This window comes from Pseudomonas sp. Z3-6 (genome assembly GCF_051131985.1).
Lineage (GTDB): Bacteria > Pseudomonadota > Gammaproteobacteria > Pseudomonadales > Pseudomonadaceae > Aquipseudomonas > Aquipseudomonas zanjanensis.
This window is the reverse complement of record NZ_CP071644.1, coordinates 2,347,348-2,372,443: the sequence shown is the minus strand read 5'-3', so window position 1 is coordinate 2,372,443 and position 25,096 is coordinate 2,347,348. Positions and strand designations below refer to the sequence as shown.

The following is a 25,096-nucleotide window of genomic DNA, read 5'->3' as shown; positions in this document are numbered from 1 at the left end:
GGATTTGACCCATGTTCAAATATATTGGCGACATCGTTAAGGGTACCGGTACCCAACTGCGAAGCCTGGTCATGATCTTCGGCCATGGCTTTCGCAAACGCGACACCCTGCAATACCCGGAAGAGCCGGTCTATCTAGCGCCCCGCTACCGTGGCCGCATCGTCCTGACCCGCGACCCCGACGGCGAAGAACGCTGCGTGGCCTGCAACCTGTGCGCCGTGGCGTGCCCGGTGGGTTGCATCTCGCTGCAGAAAGCTGAAACCGAAGACGGTCGCTGGTACCCGGACTTCTTCCGCATCAACTTCTCGCGCTGCATTTTCTGCGGCCTCTGCGAGGAAGCGTGCCCGACCACCGCGATCCAGCTCACGCCGGATTTCGAAATGGCCGAGTTCAAACGTCAGGACCTGGTGTACGAGAAAGAAGATCTGCTGATTTCCGGTCCCGGTAAAAACCCTGATTACAACTTCTATCGTGTTGCAGGTATGGCCATTGCCGGTAAGCCAAAAGGCGCCGCGCAGAACGAAGCCGAACCGATCAACGTGAAGAGCTTGCTGCCTTAAGGAAGAAAGATGGAATTCGCTTTCTATTTCGCATCGGGTATCGCGGTGGTGTCCACGCTTCGTGTGGTCACCAACACCAACCCCGTGCACGCCCTGCTCTACCTGATCATTTCGCTGATCGCCGTGGCCATGACCTTCTTCGCCCTCGGCGCGCCGTTCGCCGGTGCCCTGGAAGTGATCGCCTACGCCGGCGCCATCATGGTGCTGTTCGTGTTCGTGGTGATGATGCTCAACCTCGGCCCGGCCGCGGTGCAGCAGGAACGCACCTGGCTCAAGCCCGGCATCTGGGCGGGGCCGGTGATCCTGTCCGCCCTGCTGCTGGGTGAACTGCTGTATGTGCTGTTCGCTCACCAGAGCGGCCAGGCCATCGGCCACACTACCGTAGACGCCAAGGCCGTGGGCATCAGCCTGTTCGGCCCGTACCTGCTGGTGGTCGAACTCGCCTCGATGCTGCTGCTTGCCGCAGCCGTCACGGCGTTCCATTTGGGCCGTAACGAGGCGAAGGAGTAATCACATGCCTGCTATCCCTCTCGAACATGGCCTGGCGGTTGCCGGCATCCTGTTCTGCCTCGGTCTGGTCGGCCTGATGGTCCGCCGCAACATCCTGTTCGTGCTGATGAGCCTGGAGGTCATGATGAATGCCTCCGCCCTGGCCTTCATCGTCGCGGGCGCTCGCTGGGCGCAACCGGATGGACAGATCATGTTCATCCTGGTGATCAGCCTGGCAGCCGCCGAGGCCAGTATCGGCCTGGCGATCCTGTTGCAGCTGTATCGCCGCTTCCACACTCTCGATATTGACGCTGCCAGCGAGATGCGCGGATGAACCTTCTCTTCCTGACTTTCATATTTCCCCTTGTCGGTTTCCTGCTGCTGTCGTTCTCCCGTGGACGCTGGTCGGAAAACCTGTCGGCGCTGGTAGGCGTGGGTTCCATCGGCCTGTCCGCCATCGTCACGGCCTACGTGATCTGGCAATTCAACGTCGCCCCACCGGAAGGTGGCCGTTACGTGCAGGTGCTGTGGCAGTGGATGGCGGTGGAGGGCTTCACGCCGAACTTCGCCCTGTACCTGGACGGCCTGTCGGTGACCATGCTCGGCGTGGTGGTCGGCGTGGGTTTCCTGATCCACCTGTTCGCTTCCTGGTACATGCGCGGTGAAGCCGGTTACTCGCGCTTCTTCGCCTACACCAACCTGTTCATCGCCAGCATGCTGTTCCTGGTGCTCGGCGATAACCTGTTGTTCCTGTACTTCGGCTGGGAAGGCGTGGGCTTGTGCTCGTACCTGTTGATCGGTTTCTACTACAGCAACCGCAACAACGGTAACGCCGCGCTCAAGGCGTTCATCGTCACCCGCATCGGCGACGTGTTCATGGCCATCGGCCTGTTCATCCTGTTCCAGCAACTGGGTACGCTGAACATCCAGGAACTGCTGGTCAAGGCGCCCGAGCACTTCAAGGTCGGTGACTTCTGGATCGTCCTGGCGACCCTGATGCTGCTGGGCGGCGCTGTCGGTAAATCCGCGCAACTGCCGCTGCAAACCTGGTTGGCGGACGCGATGGCCGGCCCTACCCCGGTCTCGGCACTGATCCACGCCGCGACCATGGTGACCGCCGGTGTCTACCTGATCGCCCGTACCCACGGCCTGTTCGCCCTGGCGCCGGACATCCTGCACCTGGTCGGCATCGTCGGCGGTGTGACCCTGGTGCTGGCCGGTTTTGCCGCCCTGGTGCAGACCGACATCAAGCGCATCCTCGCCTACTCGACCATGAGCCAGATCGGCTACATGTTCCTGGCCCTGGGCGTCGGTGCCTGGGAAGGCGCGATCTTCCACCTGATGACCCATGCCTTCTTCAAGGCGCTGCTGTTCCTTGCCTCCGGTGCGGTGATCGTGGCCTGCCACCACGAGCAGAACATCTTCAAGATGGGCGGCCTGTGGAAGAAACTGCCGTTGGCCTACGCCAGCTTCATCGTCGGCGGCGCGGCCCTGGCGGCCCTGCCACTGGTCACCGCCGGTTTCTACTCCAAGGACGAGATCCTCTGGGAAGCGTTCGCCAGCGGTAACCAGGGTCTGCTCTACGCGGGCCTGGTGGGTGCGTTCATGACCTCGCTGTACACCTTCCGCCTGATCTTCATCGCGTTCCACGGTGAAGCCAAGACCGAAGCCCATGCAGGCCACGGCATTGCCCATTGGCTGCCGCTGTCGGTGCTGATCGTGCTGTCGACCTTCGTCGGCGCCATGATCACCCCACCGCTGGCCGATGTGCTGCCGCAAAGCGTCGGCCATGCCGGCGGCGAAGCCAAGCACAGCCTGGAAATCGCCTCGGGCGCCATCGCCCTGGCGGGGATCCTGCTGGCTGCCCTGCTGTTCCTCGGCAAGCGCCGTTTCGTCACGGCAATCGCCAACAGCGGCATCGGGCGTTTCCTCTCGGCCTGGTGGTTCGCCGCCTGGGGCTTCGACTGGATCTACGACAAACTGTTCGTCAAGCCATACCTTGCGATCAGCCACATTCTGCGCAAAGACCCGCTCGACCAGACCATTGGCCTGATCCCGCGCATGGCCAAGGGCGGCCACACTGCCCTGAGCCGTACCGAGACAGGTCAACTGCGTTGGTATGCGGCTTCCATGGCGGCTGGCGCCGTGCTGGTTATCGGCGCCATCGTGCTGGTAGCGGTCTGATATGAACCTTGCGAACTTGCGAAAGGAAACGAGCCCGTCATGATTCTGCCCTGGCTAATCCTGATCCCCTTCATCGGCGGCCTGCTGTGCTGGATCGCGGAGCGCTCCAGCTCCACGCTCCCGCGCTGGATTGCGCTGCTGACCATGTCCCTGGAACTCGCGCTCGGCCTCTGGCTGTGGGCGACCGGTGACTATTCATTTGCACCGGCCCCTGGCGCCGATCCGACCTGGGCGCTTGAGTTCAAGCACGCCTGGATCGCGCGCTTCGGCATCAGCGTGCACCTGGCCCTCGACGGCCTGTCGCTGCTGATGATCCTGCTGACCGGCCTGCTGGGTATCCTCTCGGTGCTCTGCTCCTGGAAAGAGATCCAGCGTCACGTCGGTTTCTTCCACCTGAACCTGATGTGGATCCTGGGCGGCGTCGTCGGCGTGTTCCTGGCGCTGGACCTGTTCATGTTCTTCTTCTTCTGGGAAATGATGCTGGTGCCGATGTACTTCCTCATCGCGCTCTGGGGTCACAGTTCTTCGGACGGAAAGAAAACCCGGATCTACGCGGCGACCAAGTTCTTCATCTTCACCCAGGCTTCCGGCCTGATCATGTTGGTGGCGATCCTTGGCCTGGTCCTGGTGAACTTCAACAACACTGGCGTGATTACCTTCAACTACGCCGACCTGTTGAAAGTGCAGATGTCCAAGACCACCGAGTACGTGCTGATGCTCGGCTTCTTCATCGCCTTCGCGGTGAAGCTGCCGGTGGTGCCGTTCCACTCCTGGCTGCCGGACGCCCACGCCCAGGCGCCGACCGCCGGTTCCGTGGACCTGGCGGGTATCCTGCTGAAGACGGCGGCCTACGGCCTGTTGCGCTTCGCCCTGCCGCTGTTCCCCAATGCCTCGGCCGAGTTCGCGCCGATTGCCATGACCCTGGGCCTGATCGGGATTTTCTACGGTGCGTTCCTGGCGTTCGCCCAGACCGACATCAAGCGCTTGATCGCCTTCTCCAGCGTTTCGCACATGGGCTTCGTGCTGATCGGGATCTACTCCGGCAGCCAGCTGGCCCTGCAAGGCGCGGTGATCCAGATGCTCGCCCACGGCCTGTCGGCCGCCGCACTGTTTATCCTCAGCGGTCAGTTGTACGAGCGCCTGCACACCCGGGACATGCGTGAGATGGGCGGCATCTGGTCGCGCATCGCCTACCTGCCAGCCATCAGCCTGTTCTTCGCGGCCGCTTCCCTGGGCCTGCCGGGTACCGGCAACTTCGTCGGCGAGTTCCTGATCCTGATCGGCTCGTTCGTCAGCGCGCCATGGATCACGGCGATTGCCACGTCCGGCCTGGTGTTCGGTTCGGTCTACTCGCTGATCATGATCCACCGCGCCTACTTCGGTCCGGCCAAGTCGGATGAAGTGTTGCGTGGCATGGACGGTCGCGAACTGATCATGGTGCTCGGCCTTGCGGTGCTGCTGGTTTACCTCGGCGTCTACCCGCAACCGTTCCTCGACACCTCTGCCGCCACGATGCATGGCGTGCAGCAGTGGCTCGGCACCGCCTTCTCTCAACTCGCTTCGGCCCGGTAAGAGCGCTATGGAATTCACGATTCAACACTTTATCGCGCTTGCGCCGCTGTTGATCACCAGCGCCACGATCATCGTGGTGATGCTGGCGATCGCCTGGCGGCGCAATCACTCACAGACCTTCCTGCTGTCGGTGGCGGGGCTGAACCTGGCCTTGCTGTCGATCTTGCCGGCCTTGAAAGTCGCGCCACTGGCGGTCACGCCGCTGATCCAGATCGACAGCTTCGCCTGCCTCTACATGGCGTTGATCCTGGTCGCCACCCTGGCCTGCGTCACCCTCGCCCACGCCTACCTCGGCGATGGCGGTTCGGGTTACCCGGGCAACCGCGAAGAACTGTACCTGCTGATCCTGATGGCTGCTGCCGGTGGCCTGGTCCTGGTCAGCGCGCAGCACCTGGCCAGCCTGTTCATCGGCCTGGAACTGCTGTCGGTACCGGTCTACGGCCTGGTGGCCTACGCCTTCTTCAACAAGCGCTCCCTGGAAGCCGGCATCAAGTACATGGTGTTGTCGGCGGCCGGTTCCGCGTTCCTGTTGTTCGGCATGGCCCTGCTCTACGCCGAAGCCGGCACCCTGAGCTTCGTCGGCATCGGCCAGGCCCTGGCCGCCACCGGCCTGCCTAGCCCGATCGCGCAACTGGGCCTGGGCATGATGCTGATCGGCCTGGCGTTCAAGCTGTCGCTGGTCCCGTTCCACCTCTGGACCCCGGACGTCTACGAAGGCGCCCCGGCGCCAGTGGCGGCGTTCCTGGCCACCGCGTCGAAAGTGGCGGTGTTCGCAGTGATGGTGCGGTTGTTCCAGATCTCGCCAGTGGCCAGCAGCGGCGTGCTGAGCAACGTGCTGACCATCATCGCCATCGCGTCGATCCTGTTCGGTAACCTGCTGGCGCTGACCCAGAGCAACCTCAAGCGCCTGCTGGGTTACTCGTCCATCGCCCACTTCGGCTACCTGCTGATCGCCCTGATCGCCAGCAAGGGCCTGGCCGTGGAAGCCATCGGCGTGTACCTGGTCACCTACGTGATCACCAGCCTCGGCGCCTTCGGCGTGATCACCCTGATGTCCTCGCCGTACAACGGCCGCGACGCCGACGCCCTGTACGAATACCGCGGCCTGTTCTGGCGCCGTCCGTACCTGACCGCCGTGCTGACCGTGATGATGCTGTCCCTGGCCGGCATTCCGCTGACCGCCGGCTTCATCGGCAAGTTCTACATCATCGCCACCGGCGTCGAGGCCCACCAATGGTGGCTGGTCGGCTCCCTGGTGCTGGGCAGTGCCATCGGCGTGTTCTACTACCTGCGCGTCATGGTCACCCTGTACCTGATGGAACCGAACCTGCGTCGCCACGACGCCGAGTTGCACTGGGAACAGAAGGCAGGCGGCGTGATGCTGCTGGCCATCGCCGTGTTGGCGTTCTTCCTGGGTGTGTACCCGCAGCCGTTGCTGACGTTGGTTCAGCAGGCTGGGCTGACGGGTTGATCGTGTAGCGATGGATCGTAGAAAACAGAAACGGCACCTTTGGGTGCCGTTTCTGCGTTTGGGCGATGATGGTTTTCAGAAGCCGTGATCACTGCCTTTTCCTTGCTCCCGTTCCTGAGCAATCAAATCAACCTGCACTATAAAAACCGCTTCACCATAGGAATACATGCCAATTGAAGCCCCGAAGGGGAATGGTAAATTGCAGGCTCCTCCCCCACGAAACCGCAGCGTCGGTAAAAGTCAGCCGCATTCAATGTCGCATCAAGCTTGACTTCTTTCAGACCCAACTCTCGCGCCAGGCATTCAAGGTGCTTCAGGATTCTCCCGCCGATACCCTGCTGCATAAAGCCAGGATGCACAAAGATTGCGCCGATTTCGCTGTTCTCCAAGTCAAGCATGCCTGTCGCCACCGGCTCTCCATTCATACAGCCCAGATAGAAGTGCTTCTCCATCAGTGTGTAATAGCCATCATCGGCCGCACCGGCCGTCCAGGCCAATAGCTGCGTCTCGCTGTAGGCGCCGATGCATTGGTGCCGGATCGCTAACAGGCGAATGTCGAATGCTGTCTGGGAATCGCTGTGGCTGGCTCGTCTAATCTCGAACATTTCACTCTCCGTCAGCCATGTTCGGACGGAGAACCAAAAAGCCCCGTCCATCTCTGGCGGGGCTTGGGGTAACACGTCAAATGCTATGCACGCATGACCTCATGGCCCGCCAGTAGCGGTCATGGAGGAATACATCATGTTCATTCGGCGTATGTAAATCATGGGCAGATAGTGCTGTGGGTGGCCAGACAAGTCAATTTCAAAGCGACTTTGCGGAACCCGCGCTTTTGGGCAAGATCAGGAGGCGGCTTGACGGGTTGAAGACCTGAGAGTCCGAGCAGAAAAAATGCCCGTATCGCGAGATATGGGCTTTTTTTTGATCCCGTGTGGGCCGTTTCCTAAGAAATTGCGCCCCTCCCCTATAGGACGCTTCCCAAACGTCGCCGAACCCCATGCGAAAAGATGGAACCATCCTTTGAGCTGATTCACGCTGACTACCCTTGAGAAACCAATCCCTGCGCAAAGACGCAGGCAGCAAGGGATGTCATGCCAGCAAACCGCTCTGAAAAACGCAAAGTCGATTTCAATCGAAACAACGCCGACAAGGTTTTGTCCCCGTCACCTTCCCACCTGAAACAAGCGGCGGGAAACACTTGGGGAGATCGGCAACATGTCTAGCCAACGCCCCACCTTCTTCGACCACAGCCGCCACACCCTCAGCGTCTACGACCTCAAGGCCCACCTCGACGTCCTGGCCTTCGTCGGCGAGGAGCACCTGAGCCGCCCCTACCATTACCGCATCGAGTTCACCTGCACCGAGCGCGATCTGGTCCCCACCGACCTGCTCAAGCGGGACGCCCATTTCAGCCTGTACCCGATGCCGCCACCGCCGACACCGAAGGGCTTCAAGCCCCCGGTGATCAAGCCGCTGCGCACCTTCCACGGTGCGGTCACCGAGTTCAAGCGCCTGTCCGGTTCCCACGACGAAGCCCGCTACGAAATCACCCTGCAACCACGTTTCGCGCTGCTGGACCGGGGCAAACAGTTTCGGATCTACCAGTACCAGTCGGTGCCGGAGATCGTCGAACACATCCTGCGCACGCGCCACGATTTCCTCGGCCAGCACTTTTATTTCAATGTGGTGCGCAAATACCCTCGCCGCGAACAGGTCATGCAATACGACGAAAGCGACCTGGCGTTCATCGAGCGCCTGCTGGCCGAGGTCGGCATCTGGTATCGCATCGTCAGCGACGATCGCCTGGGCATCGACGTGGTGGAATTCCACGATGATCAGCGCCACTACCAGCGCGGCGTCGAGTTGCCGTGTCGCCCGCCGTCAGGCTTGACCAGCAACGGACAGGATGCGGTCTGGCAGCTGCAAACGGCCCATCAGGTGGTGGAAAAACACATTAACTTTCGCGCCTACAACCACCGCGAGGCCTACGCGTTTCTGGACGGCGAAGTCGACCACACCCGAGGCGCCAAGGGCACCTACGGCGAGGCCTATCACTACGCCGAACCCTACACGGTGCTGGGCGACCGCTATGCCCTGGACGAAGATCTGCAAAGCGAAAGCGGCTTTTTCTACGCCCGCCTGCGCCACGAACGCTACCTCAACGACCACGTCCGCCTCAGCGGCACCACCACCAGCGCCACCCTGGCCCCAGCCCAACTGCTCAAGATCACCGGCGGCGCCCCCCAGGCCTTTGACCCCGGCGCGGTGATCGTCGGCCTGCGCACCGAAGCCGCCCGCGACCGCAGTTTCATCGCCACTTTCCAGGCCATTCCCTACTCGGAAACCGTGTGCTTTCGCCCGGCGCTGCTGCCCAAGCCACGCATCAGCGGCACCATTCCCGCCCGTGTCAACCACCCGGAAACCAACCCGCCGTACGCGGACCTTGACTTCGAAGGCCGCTACAAGGTGCGTTTTCTGTTCGACCGCGACACCTGGGAATCCGCCCGCTCAAGCGCCTGGCTGCGCCTGGCCCGGCCCTACGGCGGCGACACCCACGGCCTGCACTTTCCGCTGCAGGCCGGCACCGAAGTGGCGGTCGCCTTCGAACAAGGCGACCCCGACCGCCCCTACATCGCCCACGCCCTGCACGACAACGAACACCCCGACCTGGTCACGGCGCGCAATGAAAGACGCAACGTGCTGCGCACCCCGACCAACAACAAATTGCGCATGGACGACACGCGGGGGCAGGAGCACGTCAAGCTCAGTACCGAGCACAGTGGCAAGAGCCAGTTGAACCTGGGGCATCTGGTGGATGCCGAGCGCAAGAAACGAGGGGAAGGGTTTGAGTTGCGCACGGATGGTTGGGGGGCGATTCGGGGTGGCAAGGGGGTGTTTATCAGTGCGGATGAGCAGCCCCGCGCCCAAGGCCAGGTGCTAGAAATGAACGCGGCAACAGACCGCTTGCAGCAAGCGACCGATCAGCTGGAAAGCCTGTCCAACGACGCCCAGGCGAGCCGGGCCGATCCGGCCGATGTGGCCGCGCAACTGCAACTGCTACGCCAGGATCTGGAACAACTCAAGTCCTCCGTCCTGCTGCTCAGCGCCCCGCACGGCATCGCGCTTACCAGCGGCAAACACCTGCAACTGGCGGCGCAACACAACCTGATGCTCAACGCCGGTGGCGAAGCCGATCTCAGCGTGGTCAAGCGCCTGTTCATCGGGGTGGGCCAGGGGCTGAGCCTGTTCGTGCGCAAGCTGGGCCTCAAGTTGATTGCCAACCAAGGCCCGGTGACCGTGCAAGCGCAGAACGACAGCTTGGAACTGATGGCCCGCCATGGGCTGGACATCACCAGCACCGAGGACGAGATCCGCATCGTCGCGAAAAAGAAAATCACCCTTAACGCAGGCGGCAGCTACATCACGCTGGATGAGGGCGTCATCGAGTCGGGGACGCTGGGGGACTTTGTCGTCAGGTCGGCGAATTTCGAATATGTAAAAGGCGCTGCCAGCATGAAAGCCGCACATCCGGACTACCCGCAGCGCTTGTTCAAACAACCGCTGCGCCTGCGCCTACCGCAAACACCCAATGCATCGGGTCAAGGTTGGGCGGGTATGCCTTACACACTCAAGGCCGATGGCGTACCGGTCCAGCAAGGCGTGCTCGATGGCAGTGGGCAACTCACGATCGCCCATCAGGTCGTCACCCGAAGTTACCAACTGACGATGGTCAACGGCGTGAGCTACCAACTGCCCGTGCCCACCGAGTACCGCAACGCCGAGCAGGCGCACTTGGCCAATCGTGGTTTGCATAACCACTCCGTACAGACCAATGCCGAAGTGACTGCGCCCTCTGCGCGCACGGATCACCGTGCGCTATATGCCGTCGTAACGAATGGCCCCAACCATAACAAGGAAGAGACAGAGCAATGATGCAACCCGACATCGTGGTCCCCATTTGCCTACGGCACACCAATGAAGCCATTTGCACTGCGCCGTGGTACGTCCACAACACTGAATACCATCCCGTGATCGCCAGCTATCAAGCGCTGGTCAATGGTGAGGAAACTTTCACGGCCGTGCACCAGGCCATTGCCCAGGCCCAAAAGAGCATCGACATCATTTGCTGGGGCTTCCAACCGTCCATGTATTTCATCCGCGACGGCATGGCGCCGAGCATTGGCGAACTGCTCATGGCCAAGGCCCGGGAAGGCGTCCAGGTGCGGCTGTTGGGGTGGGAGATGCCCTTCAATACCGCCGGTTTTGGCGGTGAAGCCAACTTGCCCGGCAAAGGCTCGATCCGCCTCATGGACCGAGTAATGCAGCGCGCCACCGAAGAGCAGTACGCCTTCGATCGCCAGTGGTTTGCGACCTGTGCAGTCGCCGACCACGAAGCCGCGCAACGCACCGCCAAGGGAGGACTTCCGGTGTTTGTCAGTCGTGGTTTCAACCTGGATGAAAGGGGCGAGATCGCCCACTGGGTGAAATACGCAAGCCTGGACAGTGAAATCAGTACCAAGATGCGCCAGACGCTGAGGTGGACGGCCACCCACCACCAGAAAAGTGTCCTGGTCGACTATGAGTTACCGGACTGCGCGGTCGGCTTCATCATGGGCCACAACATGCTCGACGAGTACTGGGACACGGACAAACATTCGGCACTGAACCGCACCCAGGACAGCAAACCCGCGCCCAACCGTGGCCCACGCGGCGATACACCGCGCCAGGACATTTCCAGCCAGCTCAGCGGGCCGATCCTGGAACACCTGCACCACAACTTCGCCACCGCCTGGCGCAAGGAAACCGGTGAAGACCTGCTCGCCTCGCGCCAGTCCATGAAAGTGGGGCCGCAACTGCGCACCCACGGCATGCCGCAAATCGCTCAGATCCTGCGAACCCAACCGCAGGAGGGCAAACGCGATATCGAGCAGCTCTACATGAAGGCTGTCAACAACGCGACCCAGTTCATCTACATCGAAAACCAGTACTTTCGCTGGCCGCCGCTGGCCGAGTTCATCAAATCGGTCGCCGCCACCCAGACCAAGGGCGGGCGCGACCCCGGCCTGCACGGTGCGTTGCATCTGTTCGTGGTCACCAACGCCACCGACGATGGCATCGGCGCCGGCACCGTGAACACCCAACGCATGCTCGCAAGCCTCGGGCGCGCCAATACCATCCCCGGCGTTACCAAACTGCGGCGTATCCAAAAAATGCAACAGGAAACCCCGCCCATGCCCCGCGCCGACCCGAACGACCGTATTGGCCAACTGGAACAGGCCCGATGGAAGGCCGAGCTCGAACGTAAGAAACAAAAAATCCTCGACAGCACCGTTGTGCCCGAGGAAATACCCGGCTTGAAGGTCCACATATGCTCGCTGGTTGCCCCCGATTCACCGGCGGGCAAAACCTGGATGCCGGTGTACATCCACTCCAAGTTAATGATCGTCAATGACGTGTTCACCACGCTGGGTTCGGCCAACATCAACACTCGCAGCATGCAGGTGGACAGCGAGCTGAACATTGCCCATGAGTGGATGAGCGTGACCCAGGCGTTGCGGCGGCGGTTGTGGGATCTGCATACGAAAAAGAAGGGGTCGCAGGATGATGCGGGGGAGGCGTTTAAGGCTTGGCAGGAGATTATCAACAACAACAAAGAGCGCCAGGAAGATAAAGAAAATGGGGTGCCTGAGGCTTCGCTTGTTGAGTTTTATTACGACAAAGCCATTTTAAAGGACCTCGACTGATGCGCCGGGCTTTTCTGCTGTCCTGCCTGTTGCTGGCCGCTTGCGGCACTGCTGGCACGTTTAATTTTCCCAAGAAGGACCCCTCCGTGAAGCCTTTAACTGAAATCAAGGCCAAGCTGGCCTTTACCTGCAAACACGAAACGATCCCCGCACCATCCGCCGAGAGCGATGTGCTGTTTCAATATGCGCGCTGGTTGCAAAAAAATAACCAGCTCAAGCAAGACGAGAGCGTCGATGCCGAGATTGAACGGCTGTATCGCATCGCCGCCGAGAACGGCCATTACAAGGCCAATATCAATCTGCAGAACGGTGCAATGCGCGGTCGTTTCGAGCTCAGTGGCGCCCAGCACTTGCGTATGAGCCAACAATTAATCGAAGCAGGCGTGGCGACGGGTTATTACTTCGTCGGGATCTTCCTGCAACAAGGCTCGGCGGGGTTGTGGCAGGACGCCGAGATGTCGTTGCGTTACTTCCGTAAGGCGGCTGACGAGGGCAACGCCCAGGCCCAGTATCTTGTTGGCGATAGGCTGGCACCCAGCGACGTTGCGCCGGACATCGCCCGCCAGATGCGTCGTTGCGCTGCTGAACAGGGTAATGGTAAGGCAGCCCTGGCCTTAGGTATCAATCTTAAAAACAAGGGCCTGTATCAACAGGCCATAGAGGCATTCCAATTAGGAGTGGTTGCTGGTGATGAAGCCTCGTCCGGTTGGCTGGAAGAGGCATTTCGAGCTCATCCCATTACCGACAAATTATATTACCTCGGCCAACAAGAAGACCTCGAACGCGCCGAGCGCTACAAAACCATCTGGCGAATCCTGGCGAACTACTCCTACGCCAACCCCACCGTCCCCGAAATCAACGAAATCCTCCCCCTGCCGCCCGCCGAACTGCCTGAATGGGACGGCAAGCTCCAATGGCTCGAAGCCCGCCTGGCCAACGTCCCGCCGCCAAAACCCAGCGAGTCGCTGATCCGCGAGTTGGCCAAGGCCAAGGGTCTTGAACCCGCCACCGGCAAACCCACGCCCGATTCACCCGCCTTCATCAAGGCCGAGCAACCCTCGACAACCTGCCAAAGCGGCCAGGCCTGTACGCAAACCGGCTACTGGATCGCCGCCGGGTACGCCGTCATCCGCCGCTTCGAAGAGGGGCAGACCCTGCCGACGCTGAACGTGCGTCATCGCGAGTACCGTTTCCTGCTCCCTGACCGGGTGACGGTCGGCCCAGAAAAGGTGGACTGGATATTTTACGGATGAGCTATCGACGGCTGTTGATGGGATGAGACGTGAAAGGCATCAGTCAACTGGGCTGTGCCGAATTTTGCCCATGGACGGGCTTTTTGAACAAGGAAAACGACATGAAAAACATCATCCGCATCGGCGACAAAACAACCGGAGACGGTACTGTCCAATCAGGCTCAACCATCATGAAGTTCGGCGATATCGGGGTCGCTCGGGAAGGCGATCCAGTGGACTGCCCAATGCCAGGCCACGGCCGGACGGTCATCGCCGAAGGCCACCCTACGCTCAAGGACAATGGCGTGCCGGTGGCTTTTGACGGTCATCGTTGCGCCTGTGGCTGTGCGCTGATTTCGTCGATGCCTGGCGCGAGGGCACGTTGATCATGCCGGTGCGAATGGATGACGTCCCGGCCTTGGCGCCCAGGCCTGTGCGACCCCGCGCCTGGCGGTGGCTCGGGTTATTGGCGTTTTGTTTGCTGCTCGGCGCTGGGGGCATGCTGTCGTTCGCTCCCGAAGCGTTACACCAGAGGCCTGAGGTTTTCTGGAGCCTGACCTTGGGCATGCCCTTCCTGGGCTGGTGTGCCCTGGGGTTCGGGCGGGCGTTGCTGTATCTCGGCGAACGAGCTGTGGCCGATGGCTGGGATCAGGCACGCGAAGAGGATTTGTTCCAGAAAACTCGTCAGGGACGTCGTTTTCTACGGGTGTTGAAGGTCGACCTGCACACCGCCCTGCGCGTCCCAGGCGAAGAACCGGCGGTACAACAGGAGGCTTTGCAGAGCGGCATCAAGGTGCAGAGGGTGCAACCTTCGAGGCTCGCCTCGTCGTCGTCATGCCACAGCCGTCTACAGGGCGATGCGGCTGAAGAGCTCGAACCGGTGTTGCTGCGTACGTTGCAACAATTACTTGGCGAGTTGGCCCCCACCTTGGCGCAACTGCCTGTCCATACACCGCTGGCGTTGTTATTGGAGTGCGACAGCGGCTTGTCGGGCCCAGCGTGGGATCGGACATGGGCGCAGGCATGGCAAGCGTCCGCCATCCGCCAGGCGCCGGTCTCCCTCGAAGGCGATGGTTTGGATGCGTTGGACCATTGGCTCGACCAACGCTTCGATGAGCGGGCCGTGCTGCTGGTCATCGCGTTGCAGTTTGCGCCGCGACAACCCGAAGGCACGGCGGAAGTGGTCGCCGGTTTGCTCCTGGGCAATCCCCTGGCGCAAACCACCTTGGCGCCGGTCGCGTTTCTTCATCGCCCGGAACAGGAGCGGCAACCTTGCTCCGACGCATTGGGCGATGCCGCAACGCAGGCGCTTGCCTGGGTACCGTTGGAGGCTGAGTCGATCCGGCATGTCTGGCGAGCAGGTGTGAATGCACAACGTCATGCAGCCCTGACCAGCGTTTCAACCCAACTAGCGATGCCGATGCAGCATGAACAAGGGCTTCGTGATTTGGACGCGGTGCTGGGGAACCCAGGCAAAGCCTCGCCATGGCTGGCGATTGTCGCGGCGACGCAAGCCATCCAGGTGGGCTCGGGGGCCCAGTTCATTTTTAGCGGCAATGGTTGCGCTGACTCCAGGCTTTGGAGCATGGCGTTGACGCCTGCGCCTTCATTATCGGAATAGGACATTCGAATGCATCTGCGAAGTTTTATAGTCGTGTGGGTGGTGGCCAGTGGTTTACTGCTGATCGACGCGATCACGGGCGCCATGGTGTGGCGGTACCGCCAATGGCTGGGCATTCAGGCTGGCAGCGACCATCAGGCGCTCTGGTTGCTGGGCATATCCACAATGGCCCTGCTATCGGTGTTGTTCCTGGGTGGCTTCCATTTTCTAGGCAATGTGATGGGGCGTTCGGCTTATCGAACGTATCAGACGGGCAATGGCCCGACTGTCGATAAGGTCGAACCTCACCCGGTAAACGAAGAAGCATCGACCGGGCTGCGCGAACACCTGCGCTTCCAATACGGCTTCTTCTGGCGCCACAAAGTCCGCCTCCTGCTCATCATCGGCGAACCCGCCCAAATCACCGCCATCGCCCCGGAACTGGAAAAAAAGAAATGGCTTGAAGGCGAACGCACCGTGCTCCTGTGGGGCGGCGGCCTTCAGGAAACGTTGGAAACCACACTGCTGAACCAATGGCTCACCCTACGCCATGGGCGGGCGTTCGATGGGGTGGTCTGGGCGCTGGATAAACCGCAAAGCACCGACGACGCGGCGATGGCCAAGGCCCTGCGCCACGTGCACGACCTGGCGCGGCGGGTGCGGCGGCAGTTGCCCTTGCATGTGTGGCAGGTTTGCGAGAGCGCCTGGCCGCAGGACGGGCGCGAGACCCAACCGGTGGGCTGTTTGTTGCGCTCGCCGGTCACGGCGCCGATGTTGGAGACGAACCTGCACAACCTGCTGGGCCCCTTGCGCCATGAGGGGTTGGAGCAGATGCAGGTCAACAAGCAGATGCACCACGATTTCCTGCTGCGCCTGTCCCGGGATCTGAAGGTCGAGGGCATTGCCCATTGGCGTCAGGCGTTGGCGCCGTTGTGGGGTGGGATGAACCCGGGCGTGCTGCTGCGCGGGCTGTGGTTCAGCTTGCCGCTGCCCGTGGCGCACAGCAGTGAAAACCTGCACTTCTGGTGGCCGGATCCGGCCTGGCATGGCGTGCAGCGCGACAAGGCGGTCGGCGCTCGCCTGGGCTGGGGCGTACCGCGAGTCGCTTATGCGCTGTTCATGGGCCTGGCATTGGTGGGCATCGCGGGGACGGTGCTGTCCTTCGTGAGCAATCGGGCGCAGATCGTCCAGGTGCAGTCGGTGTTGGCGACGTTGCGGCAATCGTCCCAGGGCGATGAACACCTGTTGGCACTCAATGAACTGGTGCACCAGTTGGCGCGGCTGGATCACCGTGTCGTGCACGGTGCGCCGTGGTACCAGCGCTTTGGTTTGAACCGCAATGAAACATTGCTCGAAGCGCTGTGGCCCCGTTACGTCGAAGCCAATAACCGCCTGGTCCGCGACCCGGCGGCGGCCCGTTTGCGCGAGCAATTGAGCGCGTTGGTCCAGCTCGCGCCAGGCAGCCCCGAACGCATCGAGCGCACCCGTGACGCCTACGATCAGCTCAAGGCGTACCTGATGATGGCGCGCCCGGAAAAAGCCGAGGTGGACCTGTTGGTCAAGACCCTGGGCCACGTCGATCCCACGCGTGACGGCATCTCTCCTGGTTTTTGGCAAACTTTCGCACCGAACCTGTGGCAGTTCTATGCCGAGCAATTGCCCGCGCACCCGGACTGGCGCATCGAGGCCGACCCACGTTTGGTGGCACAGGTGCGCCAGGTGTTGCTCGACCAGATGGGCCAACGCAACGCCGAGGCCGGCCTGTACAAACGCGTGCTCGACGAGGCCGCCCAGCATTATCCGGCCCTGGGCCTGCAACAGATGGTCGGCGACACCGAGGCCGCCGCGCTGTTTTCCAGCAAGGCCCGTGTGCCGGGTGTATTCACTCGCCAGGCCTGGGAGGGTCAGGTGCGCCGGGCTATCGATGAAATCGCCCAGGCGCGCCGTGAAGAAATCGACTGGGTGCTCAGCGACAAACCCGGCGATGTCGATGGCCGCTTGACCCCCGATGTGCTCAAGGCGCGCCTGACCGAGCGTTATTTTCAGGAATACGCCGGCGCCTGGCTGGGGTTTCTCAACAGCCTGCGTGCCAATCAAGCAAAAAGCCTGGATGGGGTGGTCGACCAACTGACGCTGATGAGTGACGTGCGCCAATCGCCGCTGATCGCGCTGATCAACACCCTGGCCTACCAAGGGCAGGCCGGCACTCGCGGTCAGGCCTTGGGCGACTCGCTGATGAAGTCCGCGCAAAAGCTGATCGGACCGGACAAGGCGCCGGTGATCGATCAACTCGTGGATTTGCCGGGCGGCCCGCTGGATGCCACCTTCGGGCCGCTGCTGACACTGGTTAAGGGCGGCAATGACACTTTGAGCCTCCAGGCCTACCTCACCCAAGTAACCCGCGTGCGCCTGAAACTGCAACAAGTCAGCAGCGCCAGCGACCCGCTGGAAATGACCCAGGCCTTGGCGCAAACGGTATTCCAAGGCCGCGGCATCGACCTGACCGACACCCAATCCTATGGCCGGCTGATGGCCGCCAGCCTCGGCGCGCAATGGGCCGGCATCGGCGAGACGCTGTTCGTGCAGCCGCTGGAACAGGCCTGGCAGCGCGTGCTGCAACCCTCGGCGGCAGGGCTCAACAGTCAGTGGCAGCGCTCGATCGTCGCGCATTGGAACACCGCCTTCACCGGCCGTTATCCGTTCGCCGCGACCGCCAGCGATGCCTCGTTGCCGATGCTGGGGCAGATGATCCGCGCCGACACGGGGCGCATCGAACGCTTCCTGCACAGCCAGTTGAGCGGCGTGCTGCGCAAGGAAGGCAACCGCTGGGTGGCCGACCCGCGCCATGGTCGAGGCTTGCGGGTCAACCCGCAGTTCCTCGCGGCAATCAACCAACTGAGCGACTTGGCCGACGTGCTCTTCACCGACGGCAACCTGGGCTTGAGTTTTGAACTGAGCGGCAAAGGCGTGCGCGATGTGGTGCAGACCACCTTCATCCTCAACGGTGAAAAACACGAGTACTTCAACCAGAAGGAACGCTGGCAGCGCTTTGGCTGGCCGGGACGCAGCGACTACCCCGGCGTGAGCCTGACCTGGACCAGCGTCCACACCGGCGAGCGGTTGTTCGCGGATTACGCCGGCACTTGGGGACTGATCCGCTTGCTGGAGCAAGCCACGTTCACCGCATTGGATGACGGCGACAGCCGCTACCGCATGGTGCTCAAGGCCCCCGATGGACTGGGCTTGACCTGGCACCTGCGCACCGAGCTGGATGCCGGGCCGATGGCGTTGCTCAGGTTGCGGGGGTTTACGTTGCCGGGGCGGGTATTTCTGGAGGGGCGTGGGGCTGCGGGGGGATGAGCAATCGAGTTTCCAAACAGGCTCTAACGGCCTGTACAAACCAGCAGAAGCGTAATCGTCTGACTCGTGAGGCCTTGACCGATGTTGACGCTGGCCGAGTGATTGACCACCAGATAGTCCAGGCTTGGGCCGATAGTCTCAACGTTGGCTCGCCCCACCTGACTGCCAAAGCGCAGTGGCCTTTCCATTTGGTGATCGGCTGAGATGAATGTCGATATTGAACGCGCCGTGGCTAGCCATCAGCGCAAACTGCAACGCGTTTTTTCCCCAGCTCATGCAGCTTGCACGACGGTGAAAATCAAGAACATTTCAACCCATTGTTTTTAAAGCGTTTTAAAACCCGTCTCGGCTGGCACAGCTCATGCAATTCAGCTCTTACGCGGCGTCGGCGCTCGAAGCCTGCCCGCATCCGTGAATTGCCGAGGAGCTCCCCATGAATGCCATCGATCTGTTGAAAGCCGACCATGAGCGCGTCAAAGCCATCTTGACTCAACTGAGCGAGTCGACCGAGCGCGCCGTGAAAAAACGCACCGACCTGTTGGCGAAACTGGAAATGGAAATTTCCATCCACACTCGCCTGGAAGAAGAAATTCTTTATCCGGCGTTCAAGCAAGCCGGTGGCAAGGACGAGGCTGAAATGTATTACGAGGCCAAGGAAGAACACCGCACCGTCGACTCGCTGGTGCTGCCGGACCTGAAAACCACCGATCCAACCCAGCCGGAATTCGCCGGTCGGGTGAAGGTGGTCAAGGAACTGCTTGAGCACCACATCGAAGAAGAAGAAAAGGAAATGTTCCCCCACGCGAAAAAACTGCTGGGTAAGGCCAAGCTCGACGCCTTGGGCGCGGAAATGGAAACCATGAAAGCGCAGTACAAAAAAGAACTGAGCAGCGCCAACCTCGCCGCCTGATCAAAGCGCCAGATGCTTCAGCCGTCATGTGGCGGCTGAATGCGTTGCGCCCCTTTACTGCATTTGTTCGCGTAAGAATTCCACCAACGCCTGCACTGGGCGTGCACTTTGCCGATGCTGGGGATACACCGCCGATAGCGCCAACGGTTCGGTCTCGAAGCCTTCCAGGACCTTGATCAGCCGACCATCCTTCAAGGCATCGCCGAGGATGAAAGCGGGCAGATAGGTGATGCCCATGCCGGCAATGGCCGCGTCCCTGAGCAAATCACCGTTATTGGCGCGCATGCGCCCCGTGACCTCCAGCGTCAACGGTTTGCCCGCCCCCGCGAAACGCCACTGCACCTGACGACTGTGACCATAGGGCAGGCAGTCATGGCTGCGCAGGTCTTCAGGCCGCGCGGGTGTGCCTTTTTGCGCCAGGTAGGTGGGGCTGGCGCAATACACCCGCTCGATGGTCGCGATGCGCCGGGCAATCAGGGTCGAATCTTCCAGCACGCCGATGCGCAGCGCCAGGTCATAGCCCTCCCCCAGCAGATCCACCGAACGGTCGCTCAGGTCCACCTCGACGCTGACGCCCGGATAGCGTTGCAGAAACAGCGGCAACAGGCTGCCCAGGTGCGCCACAGCGAAGGACAGCGGTGCGCTGAGGCGAATCGTGCCGCGGGGCTCGCTGGTCTGGCCGCTGATGCCCTGCTCCACTTGTTCGACGTCATTGAGCAGGCGCAGCGCCGCTTCGTAGTAACGCTGGCCCAACGGGGTGACGTCCAGCCGGCGGGTCGAGCGATTGAGCAGGCGCACGCCCAGGCGCTGCTCCAGTGCCATGAGCTTGCGGCTGACGAACTGCTTGGACAGCCCGAGCTTGTCCGCGGCGGCGGTGAAACTGCCTGACTCCATGACCTGGGCAAAGATGCGCATTTCTTCGAAGGGATTCATTGTCATTCCTGGAGTGGACAGTCAGGGAGATGAGTTGGGCATTGTGGGTGGTGTAATGCAGGTTGGAAAGGTGTCGGATGTGCCACCGTCATCGCGAGCAAGCTTTGCTCCCACAGGCTTTCCCTCGATCCCATGTGGAAGCAAGGCTGATCTGGTCAAGCTGCTTCCACAGGTTTTTCCCGATCCCATGTGGGAGCAAAGCTTGCTCGCGATAGCGGTGGTTCGGTTTGCAAGGGTTTAATGCCCTGCACAAAAACGCCCGCACAAGGCGGGCGTCATACAACATGAACCGCTTACTTGGCCGTCAGCGCCGAGTAGCTGTTCATCAGGTTGCGGTAGTTCGGAATGCGCTGGGACAGCAGGTTGCCGAGGCCTTCGATGTCGTTGCGCCAGTCGCGGTGCAGCTCACAGGCCACCGAGAACCAGTTCATCATCTGCGCGCCAGCGGCGGTCATGCGCACCCAGGCGGCTTGTTGCACGGTTTCGTTGAAGGTACCCGAAGCGTCGGTGACGACGAACACGTCAAAGCCTTCAGCCAGCGCCGACAAGGTCGGGAACGCCACGCAGACGTCGGTGACCACGCCGGCGATGATCAGTTGCTTGCGGCCGGTGGCCTTGATTGCCTTGACGAAATCTTCGTTGTCCCAGGCGTTGATCTGGCCTGGACGCGGGATGTACGGCGCGTCCGGGAACATTTCCTTGAGTTCCGGCACGATCGGGCCGTTGGGGCCCTGTTCGAAGCTGGTGGTCAGGATGGTCGGCAAGTTGAAGAACTTCGCCAGGTCGGCCAGCGCCAATACGTTGTTCTTGAACTCGTTGGGCGAGAAGTCCTGGACCAGGGAAATCAGACCGGTCTGGTGATCGACCAGCAGGACGACCGCGTCGTCTTTGTTCAGACGGTTGTAGGCGGGAACGTTGCTCATGGGGTGACTCCTTTGGGATGGATGTTACAGGCCCCCTGTGGGAGCGGGCTTGCTCGCGAAGGCGTCGTCACATCCGACAGCCTTGCAAGCTGACACACCGCTTTCGCGAGCAAGCCCGCTCCCACAGGGGAAAATGTGTTAGTCAAAAGGCAAAGCAGGAACAACCAAACGCGCCCCAGAAACCCTGGAAATCGCTGACCGGCACATTCGAGAGTCGCGCCCGTTCGTGGCTGTGGGAATGCACCTTGCACGGCCCGCTGCACTGGTGGACTTGCGCCTGCAGCGGTGAGGCCGGGCGCCAGTGGCCCGGGACCTTGACCACGGGCGACCAGTCCGGCAGCACCGGGACGCTGGCCGGGCCGAGTTTTTCGAAGTCGCCAGCGGCGTACACCACTTTGCCGTCCACTACGGTCAGCACCGACTCGATCCACTTGATGGCTTCTTCCTCGACGCTGAAGAAGTCCGCGCTCAGGGCCGCCAGGTCCGCCAGTTGGCCGACCTTGATCTGGCCTTTCTTGCCCTGCTCCGACGAGAACCAGGCACTGCCGTGGGTGAACAACTCCAGCGCGGTCAGGCGCGGCAGGCCCTCTTCGTGCAACGACAGGCCGCCGACGGTGCGGCCACTGACCATCCAGTACAACGAAGTCCACGGGTTGTAGCTCGACACGCGGGTGGCGTCGGTGCCGGCGCCCACCGGCACGCCTTCGGCGAGCATGCGCTTGATCGGTGGCGTGGCTTCGGCGGCCTTGGCGCCGTAGCGGTCAACGAAGTATTCGCCCTGGAAGGCCATGCGGTCCTGGATCGCAATACCACCGCCCAGTGCCCGTACACGCTCGATGTTTTTCGGCGTGATGGTTTCGGCGTGGTCGAAAAACCACGGCAGGCCATTGAACGGAATGTCGCGATTGACCTTCTCGAACACGTCGAGCATGCGGCTGATGGATTCGTCGTAGGTGGCGTGCAGGCGGAACGGCCAGCGCTGCTCCACCAGGTGACGCACCACCGGCTCCAGGTCCTGTTCCATGCCCGGTGGCAGGTCCGGGCGCGGTTCGAGGAAGTCTTCGAAGTCCGCCGCCGAGAACACCAACATTTCCCCGGCACCGTTGTGCCGCAGGAAATCGTCGCCCTGGTGCAGCTTGACGCTGCCGGTCCAGTTCTTGAAATCGGTGAGTTCTTCCTTGGGCTTCTGGGTGAACAGGTTGTAGGCGATGCGCACCGTCAACTGCTGCTCGCGGGCCAACTGCTCGATGACCTCGTAGTCGTCCGGGTAGTTCTGGTAGCCGCCGCCGGCGTCGATGGCGCTGGTCAGGCCCAGGCGATTGAGTTCGCGCATGAACTGGCGGGTGGAGTTGACCTGGTATTCCAGCGGCAACTTCGGCCCTTTCGCCAGCGTCGAGTACAGGATCATCGCGTTGGGCCGCGCCACCAGCATGCCGGTGGGCTCGCCCTTGCTGTCGCGTACGATCTCGCCACCCGGCGGGTTCGGCGTGTTGCGGGTGTAGCCGGCGACACGCAGCGCGGCGCGGTTGAGCAAGGCGCGGTCATACAGGTGCAACACGAACACGGGCGTATCGGGGGCGGCCTGGTTGAGTTCTTCCAGGGTCGGCATGCGCTTTTCGGCAAACTGGAATTCGTTCCAGCCGCCCACCACGCGAACCCATTGCGGCGTTGGCGTGCGGTCGGCCTGGTCCTTGAGCATGCGCAAGGCATCGGCCAACGACGGCACGCCTTCCCAACGCAGCTCCAGGTTGTAGTTCAAGCCACCCCGGATCAAGTGCAGGTGCGAGTCGTTGAGACCGGGAATGACGGTGCGGCCCTTGAGGTCGATGACCTGGGTACCGCTGCCGCGCAGGGCCATGGCCTCGGCGTCGGTGCCCACGGCGACAAAGCGGCCCTGGCTGATGGCGACCGCGCTGGCGCGAGGCTTCTCGCGATCGACGGTGTGGAATTGGCCATTGAACAGAATCAGGTCGGCGTTCATCGGATTTCCTTGTGAAGAGGAAGAAGCAAGGGACAGGCGTGGCCAGAAGGCCGCCGCCGCACTGAGCAAGGACCCGGCGGCGAGCAATTGGCGGCGCAGCGGATCGGTTGGGTCGTCCTTATCGGCCATGGCCGGGCTCCAAGTGTTCGTGGGTTGTGGAGGCTTCCAGCCACGGCGCGAACAGCCGGGTCGCCAGCGGCATGCACACGTACACCACCGAGAGCACGATGGTCACGGTGATCAAAAACGTGGCGACCACGTAGTTGGACAGAAAGGCGTTGAGTTGCAGCAACGGGCCCCAGAGCAACGGCACCAGCAAGGTGTGCGGCAGGATGACCAGCAGCGTCACCACCGATTGCTTCCAGCGCGGCGGTGGCGTGGCGGCATCGGCCAACGGGGCGAACCAGAATTCCTTGTGCGAACCGACCTCGATCTGATCACCGTCGACCAACAGTGGCGCAGCCTCGGCCACCAATTCACGCCGCTCGGGGGAGTCCAGCCAGCGCTGCATGGCCTCGGTGGAGCGAAAACGCAGCACGCAGGTAAACAATGACAATCCGTCCTGCTTGCCCCGCACAACGTCGACGCCCAGATGGCCCGGCCACTGGCCAGCCACGGTGACGATGCGCCGCAACCAGGCCTCATAGGCATCGTTCTGCCCGGCTTTGATTCGGTGCTTGACCACCAAGGTGACGATTTCATCGAAACCGGGTACCGCCGGGCTCGCGGTGGATCCGAGGGTTTGGGACTCAGGCATGACGCAGCACTCCATCAAAACGCGCGTTCAGCGCCAGGCGTCCAGGGCCGGCAATGAACACGCTGGTAAATACAATCAACAGCAACCAGCCAAACTGGCCTTCTTCCAGGCTCCACTGCGGGTGCACCACCAGCAGCGCCACGGCCAGCAGGAACAGGATCGGCAGGCACGCCAGGCGCACCAGCACACCGGCCATGATCAACAGTGGGCACAGCACCTCGGCGAAAATCGCCAGGACCAGGGTCGGCGCGGCGCCGAGGTGGAACGGGTCTTCGATGCGGGTCAGCTCGCTGCTGTAATTCAAGAGCTTCGGCAAGCCGTGGACCCACAGCAAAAACAACCCGCCGCTCAGGCGCAGGAACAACAAGCCCAGGTCCTGCAACGGGCGCTCATCGGTCAGGTTCATCGGTGGGCTCCGTCCGCGGCCGCAGCGGCCGGCAGTGGTTGCGACATGTGGCTGGCGATGCGCGAACGCAGCCAGCGTTCGGCCGGGTCGTTGTCATGCACGCCGCTCCAGACCATCGACAGTTCGGCGGCATTGATCTCGAACGGCGGGTCCTCGGCGCGCAAGGCGCAGCCTTCCACCAGTGCGCAGGCGGCGTAGTCGGGCACGGTGGCGATCAGCTCGGTGCCCGCCAACAATGCTCGCAGCCCGCTGAATTGCGGCACCGCCAACACCACTTTGCGGCACCGGCCGATGCGGGCCAGGTCCAAGTCGATGTTGCCGCTCAGGTCGCCCGAAAACGAAACCATGGCATGGGGGCGCGAGCAGTATTCGTCCAGGGTCAGCGGCCCCGGGCGCTTGTCGCCGCGCAAGACCTTGCAGGGAATGTCCCGCAGTTTCTTGCGCTTGGCATTGGCCGGCAGGTCGGTGGTGTAGCTGACGCCGACGCTGATTTCACCACTGGCCAGCAGCGAGGACATCAGCAGGAAATTGGCCCGGCGCACCACCACGATGATCCCCGGCGCTTCTTCGCGCAGTTGGCTCAGCAGCGGAGGAAACAGGCCGAATTCGGCATCGTCGGACAGACCGATGCGAAACACGTCGCAACTGGTGGACGGATCGAACGCCTTGGCCCGGCTGACCGCGCCGGAGATGGTGTCCATGGCCGGTTGCAGCTCTCGCAGGATCGCCAGGGCCCGCGGCGTCGGTTCCATGCCGCGACCGTGACGGATCAGCAACGGATCATCGAACAGATCCCGCAACCGCCCCAGCGCCGCACTCACCGCCGGCTGGCCCATGAACAGCTTTTCGGCGACGCGGGTCAGGTTTTTCTCGAACATCAGCGCCTCGAAGATCACCAGCAGGTTCATGTCGAGACGGCGTAAATCGTTGCGGTTCATGGGTGTTGTTCCTGTTGAATGCCGATCTTGTGGGAG

21 protein-coding genes are annotated in these 25,096 nt (G+C 61.9%); 14 read left to right on the top strand and 7 right to left on the bottom strand.

Going from position 1 to position 25,096, the window contains the following annotated elements; genetic code table 11:
• Positions 1-11 precede the first annotated feature (11 nt).
• The 6 genes from nuoI to nuoN are packed head-to-tail and all read left to right on the top strand — an operon-like array spanning position 12 to position 6,276.
• Entirely contained in the window at positions 12-560 is a 549-nt protein-coding gene (gene nuoI / locus J3P88_RS10860) for an NADH-quinone oxidoreductase subunit NuoI (protein WP_003180051.1), read from the top strand.
• Positions 561-569: 9 nt separating this feature from the next.
• A complete protein-coding gene (nuoJ, locus tag J3P88_RS10855; protein WP_053123215.1) occupies positions 570-1,070 on the top strand; it encodes an NADH-quinone oxidoreductase subunit J in 501 nt (166 codons plus the stop codon).
• Positions 1,071-1,074: 4 nt separating this feature from the next.
• Positions 1,075-1,383 (top strand): NADH-quinone oxidoreductase subunit NuoK, encoded by a 309-nt coding sequence (nuoK, locus tag J3P88_RS10850; protein WP_003180046.1) that lies wholly within the window; start codon positions 1,075-1,077, stop codon positions 1,381-1,383.
• On the top strand, positions 1,380-3,233 hold the full coding sequence (gene nuoL, locus J3P88_RS10845) for an NADH-quinone oxidoreductase subunit L (protein WP_186709762.1): 1,854 nt from the start codon (positions 1,380-1,382) through the stop codon (positions 3,231-3,233). The genes nuoK and nuoL overlap by 4 nt, the downstream gene beginning before the upstream one ends.
• A 39-nt stretch (positions 3,234-3,272) precedes the next feature.
• A complete protein-coding gene (nuoM, locus tag J3P88_RS10840) occupies positions 3,273-4,805 on the top strand; it encodes an NADH-quinone oxidoreductase subunit M (protein ID WP_053123219.1) in 1,533 nt (510 codons plus the stop codon).
• A gap of 7 nt (positions 4,806-4,812) precedes the next feature.
• Positions 4,813-6,276: an NADH-quinone oxidoreductase subunit NuoN gene (nuoN, locus tag J3P88_RS10835; RefSeq protein ID WP_003203388.1), complete on the top strand. Its 1,464-nt coding sequence runs from the start codon at positions 4,813-4,815 to the stop codon at positions 6,274-6,276.
• A gap of 137 nt (positions 6,277-6,413) precedes the next feature.
• Here nuoN and J3P88_RS10830 read toward each other — a convergent pair whose 3' ends face one another.
• The gene (locus J3P88_RS10830) at positions 6,414-6,881 is read right to left on the bottom strand and encodes a GNAT family N-acetyltransferase (RefSeq protein ID WP_434575152.1); all 468 of its coding nucleotides are present in this window, start codon (positions 6,879-6,881) and stop codon (positions 6,414-6,416) included.
• 610 nt (positions 6,882-7,491) lie between these two features.
• Between J3P88_RS10830 and J3P88_RS10825 the strand changes: the two genes are divergently transcribed.
• The 8 genes from J3P88_RS10825 (at position 7,492) to J3P88_RS10790 (ending at position 19,122) form a co-directional block, all read left to right on the top strand.
• On the top strand, positions 7,492-10,209 hold the full coding sequence (locus J3P88_RS10825) for a type VI secretion system Vgr family protein (RefSeq protein ID WP_434575151.1): 2,718 nt from the start codon (positions 7,492-7,494) through the stop codon (positions 10,207-10,209).
• Positions 10,206-12,020 (top strand): phospholipase D-like domain-containing protein, encoded by a 1,815-nt coding sequence (locus J3P88_RS10820; RefSeq protein WP_434575149.1) that lies wholly within the window; start codon positions 10,206-10,208, stop codon positions 12,018-12,020. Before J3P88_RS10825 ends, J3P88_RS10820 begins: the two co-directional genes overlap by 4 nt.
• Positions 12,020-13,273, top strand: a complete 1,254-nt coding sequence (locus J3P88_RS10815) for an SEL1-like repeat protein (RefSeq protein WP_434575147.1) — start codon at positions 12,020-12,022, stop codon at positions 13,271-13,273. Before J3P88_RS10820 ends, J3P88_RS10815 begins: the two co-directional genes overlap by 1 nt.
• 101 nt (positions 13,274-13,374) lie before the next feature.
• Positions 13,375-13,638, top strand: a complete 264-nt coding sequence (locus J3P88_RS10810; RefSeq protein ID WP_434575145.1) for a PAAR domain-containing protein — start codon at positions 13,375-13,377, stop codon at positions 13,636-13,638.
• Positions 13,639-13,751: 113 nt separating this feature from the next.
• Complete coding sequence (locus J3P88_RS10805) at positions 13,752-14,873, top strand: hypothetical protein (RefSeq protein WP_434575144.1); 1,122 nt, start codon at positions 13,752-13,754, stop codon at positions 14,871-14,873.
• Positions 14,874-14,882: 9 nt separating this feature from the next.
• Positions 14,883-18,212, top strand: a complete 3,330-nt coding sequence (locus tag J3P88_RS10800; RefSeq protein WP_434575142.1) for an ImcF-related family protein — start codon at positions 14,883-14,885, stop codon at positions 18,210-18,212.
• Positions 18,209-18,415, top strand: a complete 207-nt coding sequence (locus J3P88_RS10795; RefSeq protein WP_434575140.1) for a CopG family ribbon-helix-helix protein — start codon at positions 18,209-18,211, stop codon at positions 18,413-18,415. The genes J3P88_RS10800 and J3P88_RS10795 overlap by 4 nt, the downstream gene beginning before the upstream one ends.
• Positions 18,416-18,645: 230 nt before the next feature.
• Entirely contained in the window at positions 18,646-19,122 is a 477-nt protein-coding gene (locus tag J3P88_RS10790; RefSeq protein WP_053123224.1) for a hemerythrin domain-containing protein, read from the top strand.
• A 54-nt stretch (positions 19,123-19,176) separates the two neighbouring features.
• On the opposite strand, the gene J3P88_RS10785 is transcribed toward J3P88_RS10790, so the two are convergent.
• The 6 genes from J3P88_RS10785 to J3P88_RS10760 all read right to left on the bottom strand — a co-directional run bounded on the left by J3P88_RS10785 (position 19,177) and on the right by J3P88_RS10760 (position 25,060).
• Positions 19,177-20,055 carry a LysR family transcriptional regulator gene (locus tag J3P88_RS10785; protein ID WP_186709753.1) on the bottom strand — a complete coding sequence of 293 codons (879 nt, stop codon included), beginning with the start codon at positions 20,053-20,055 and terminating at the stop codon, positions 19,177-19,179.
• Between the two features lie 293 nt (positions 20,056-20,348).
• Positions 20,349-20,978, bottom strand: a complete 630-nt coding sequence (gene ycaC / locus J3P88_RS10780; protein WP_186709752.1) for an isochorismate family cysteine hydrolase YcaC — start codon at positions 20,976-20,978, stop codon at positions 20,349-20,351.
• Between the two features lie 142 nt (positions 20,979-21,120).
• Positions 21,121-22,959, bottom strand: coding sequence for an amidohydrolase (locus J3P88_RS10775; protein WP_434576406.1), 1,839 nt, complete (start codon positions 22,957-22,959; stop codon positions 21,121-21,123).
• 118 nt (positions 22,960-23,077) lie between these two features.
• The gene (locus J3P88_RS10770; RefSeq protein WP_434575138.1) at positions 23,078-23,716 is read right to left on the bottom strand and encodes an antibiotic biosynthesis monooxygenase; all 639 of its coding nucleotides are present in this window, start codon (positions 23,714-23,716) and stop codon (positions 23,078-23,080) included.
• Positions 23,709-24,122, bottom strand: a complete 414-nt coding sequence (locus J3P88_RS10765; protein WP_186709749.1) for a DoxX family protein — start codon at positions 24,120-24,122, stop codon at positions 23,709-23,711. The genes J3P88_RS10770 and J3P88_RS10765 overlap by 8 nt, the downstream gene beginning before the upstream one ends.
• Complete coding sequence (locus J3P88_RS10760) at positions 24,119-25,060, bottom strand: LysR substrate-binding domain-containing protein (protein ID WP_186730306.1); 942 nt, start codon at positions 25,058-25,060, stop codon at positions 24,119-24,121. Before J3P88_RS10760 ends, J3P88_RS10765 begins: the two co-directional genes overlap by 4 nt.
• Positions 25,061-25,096 lie beyond the last annotated feature (36 nt).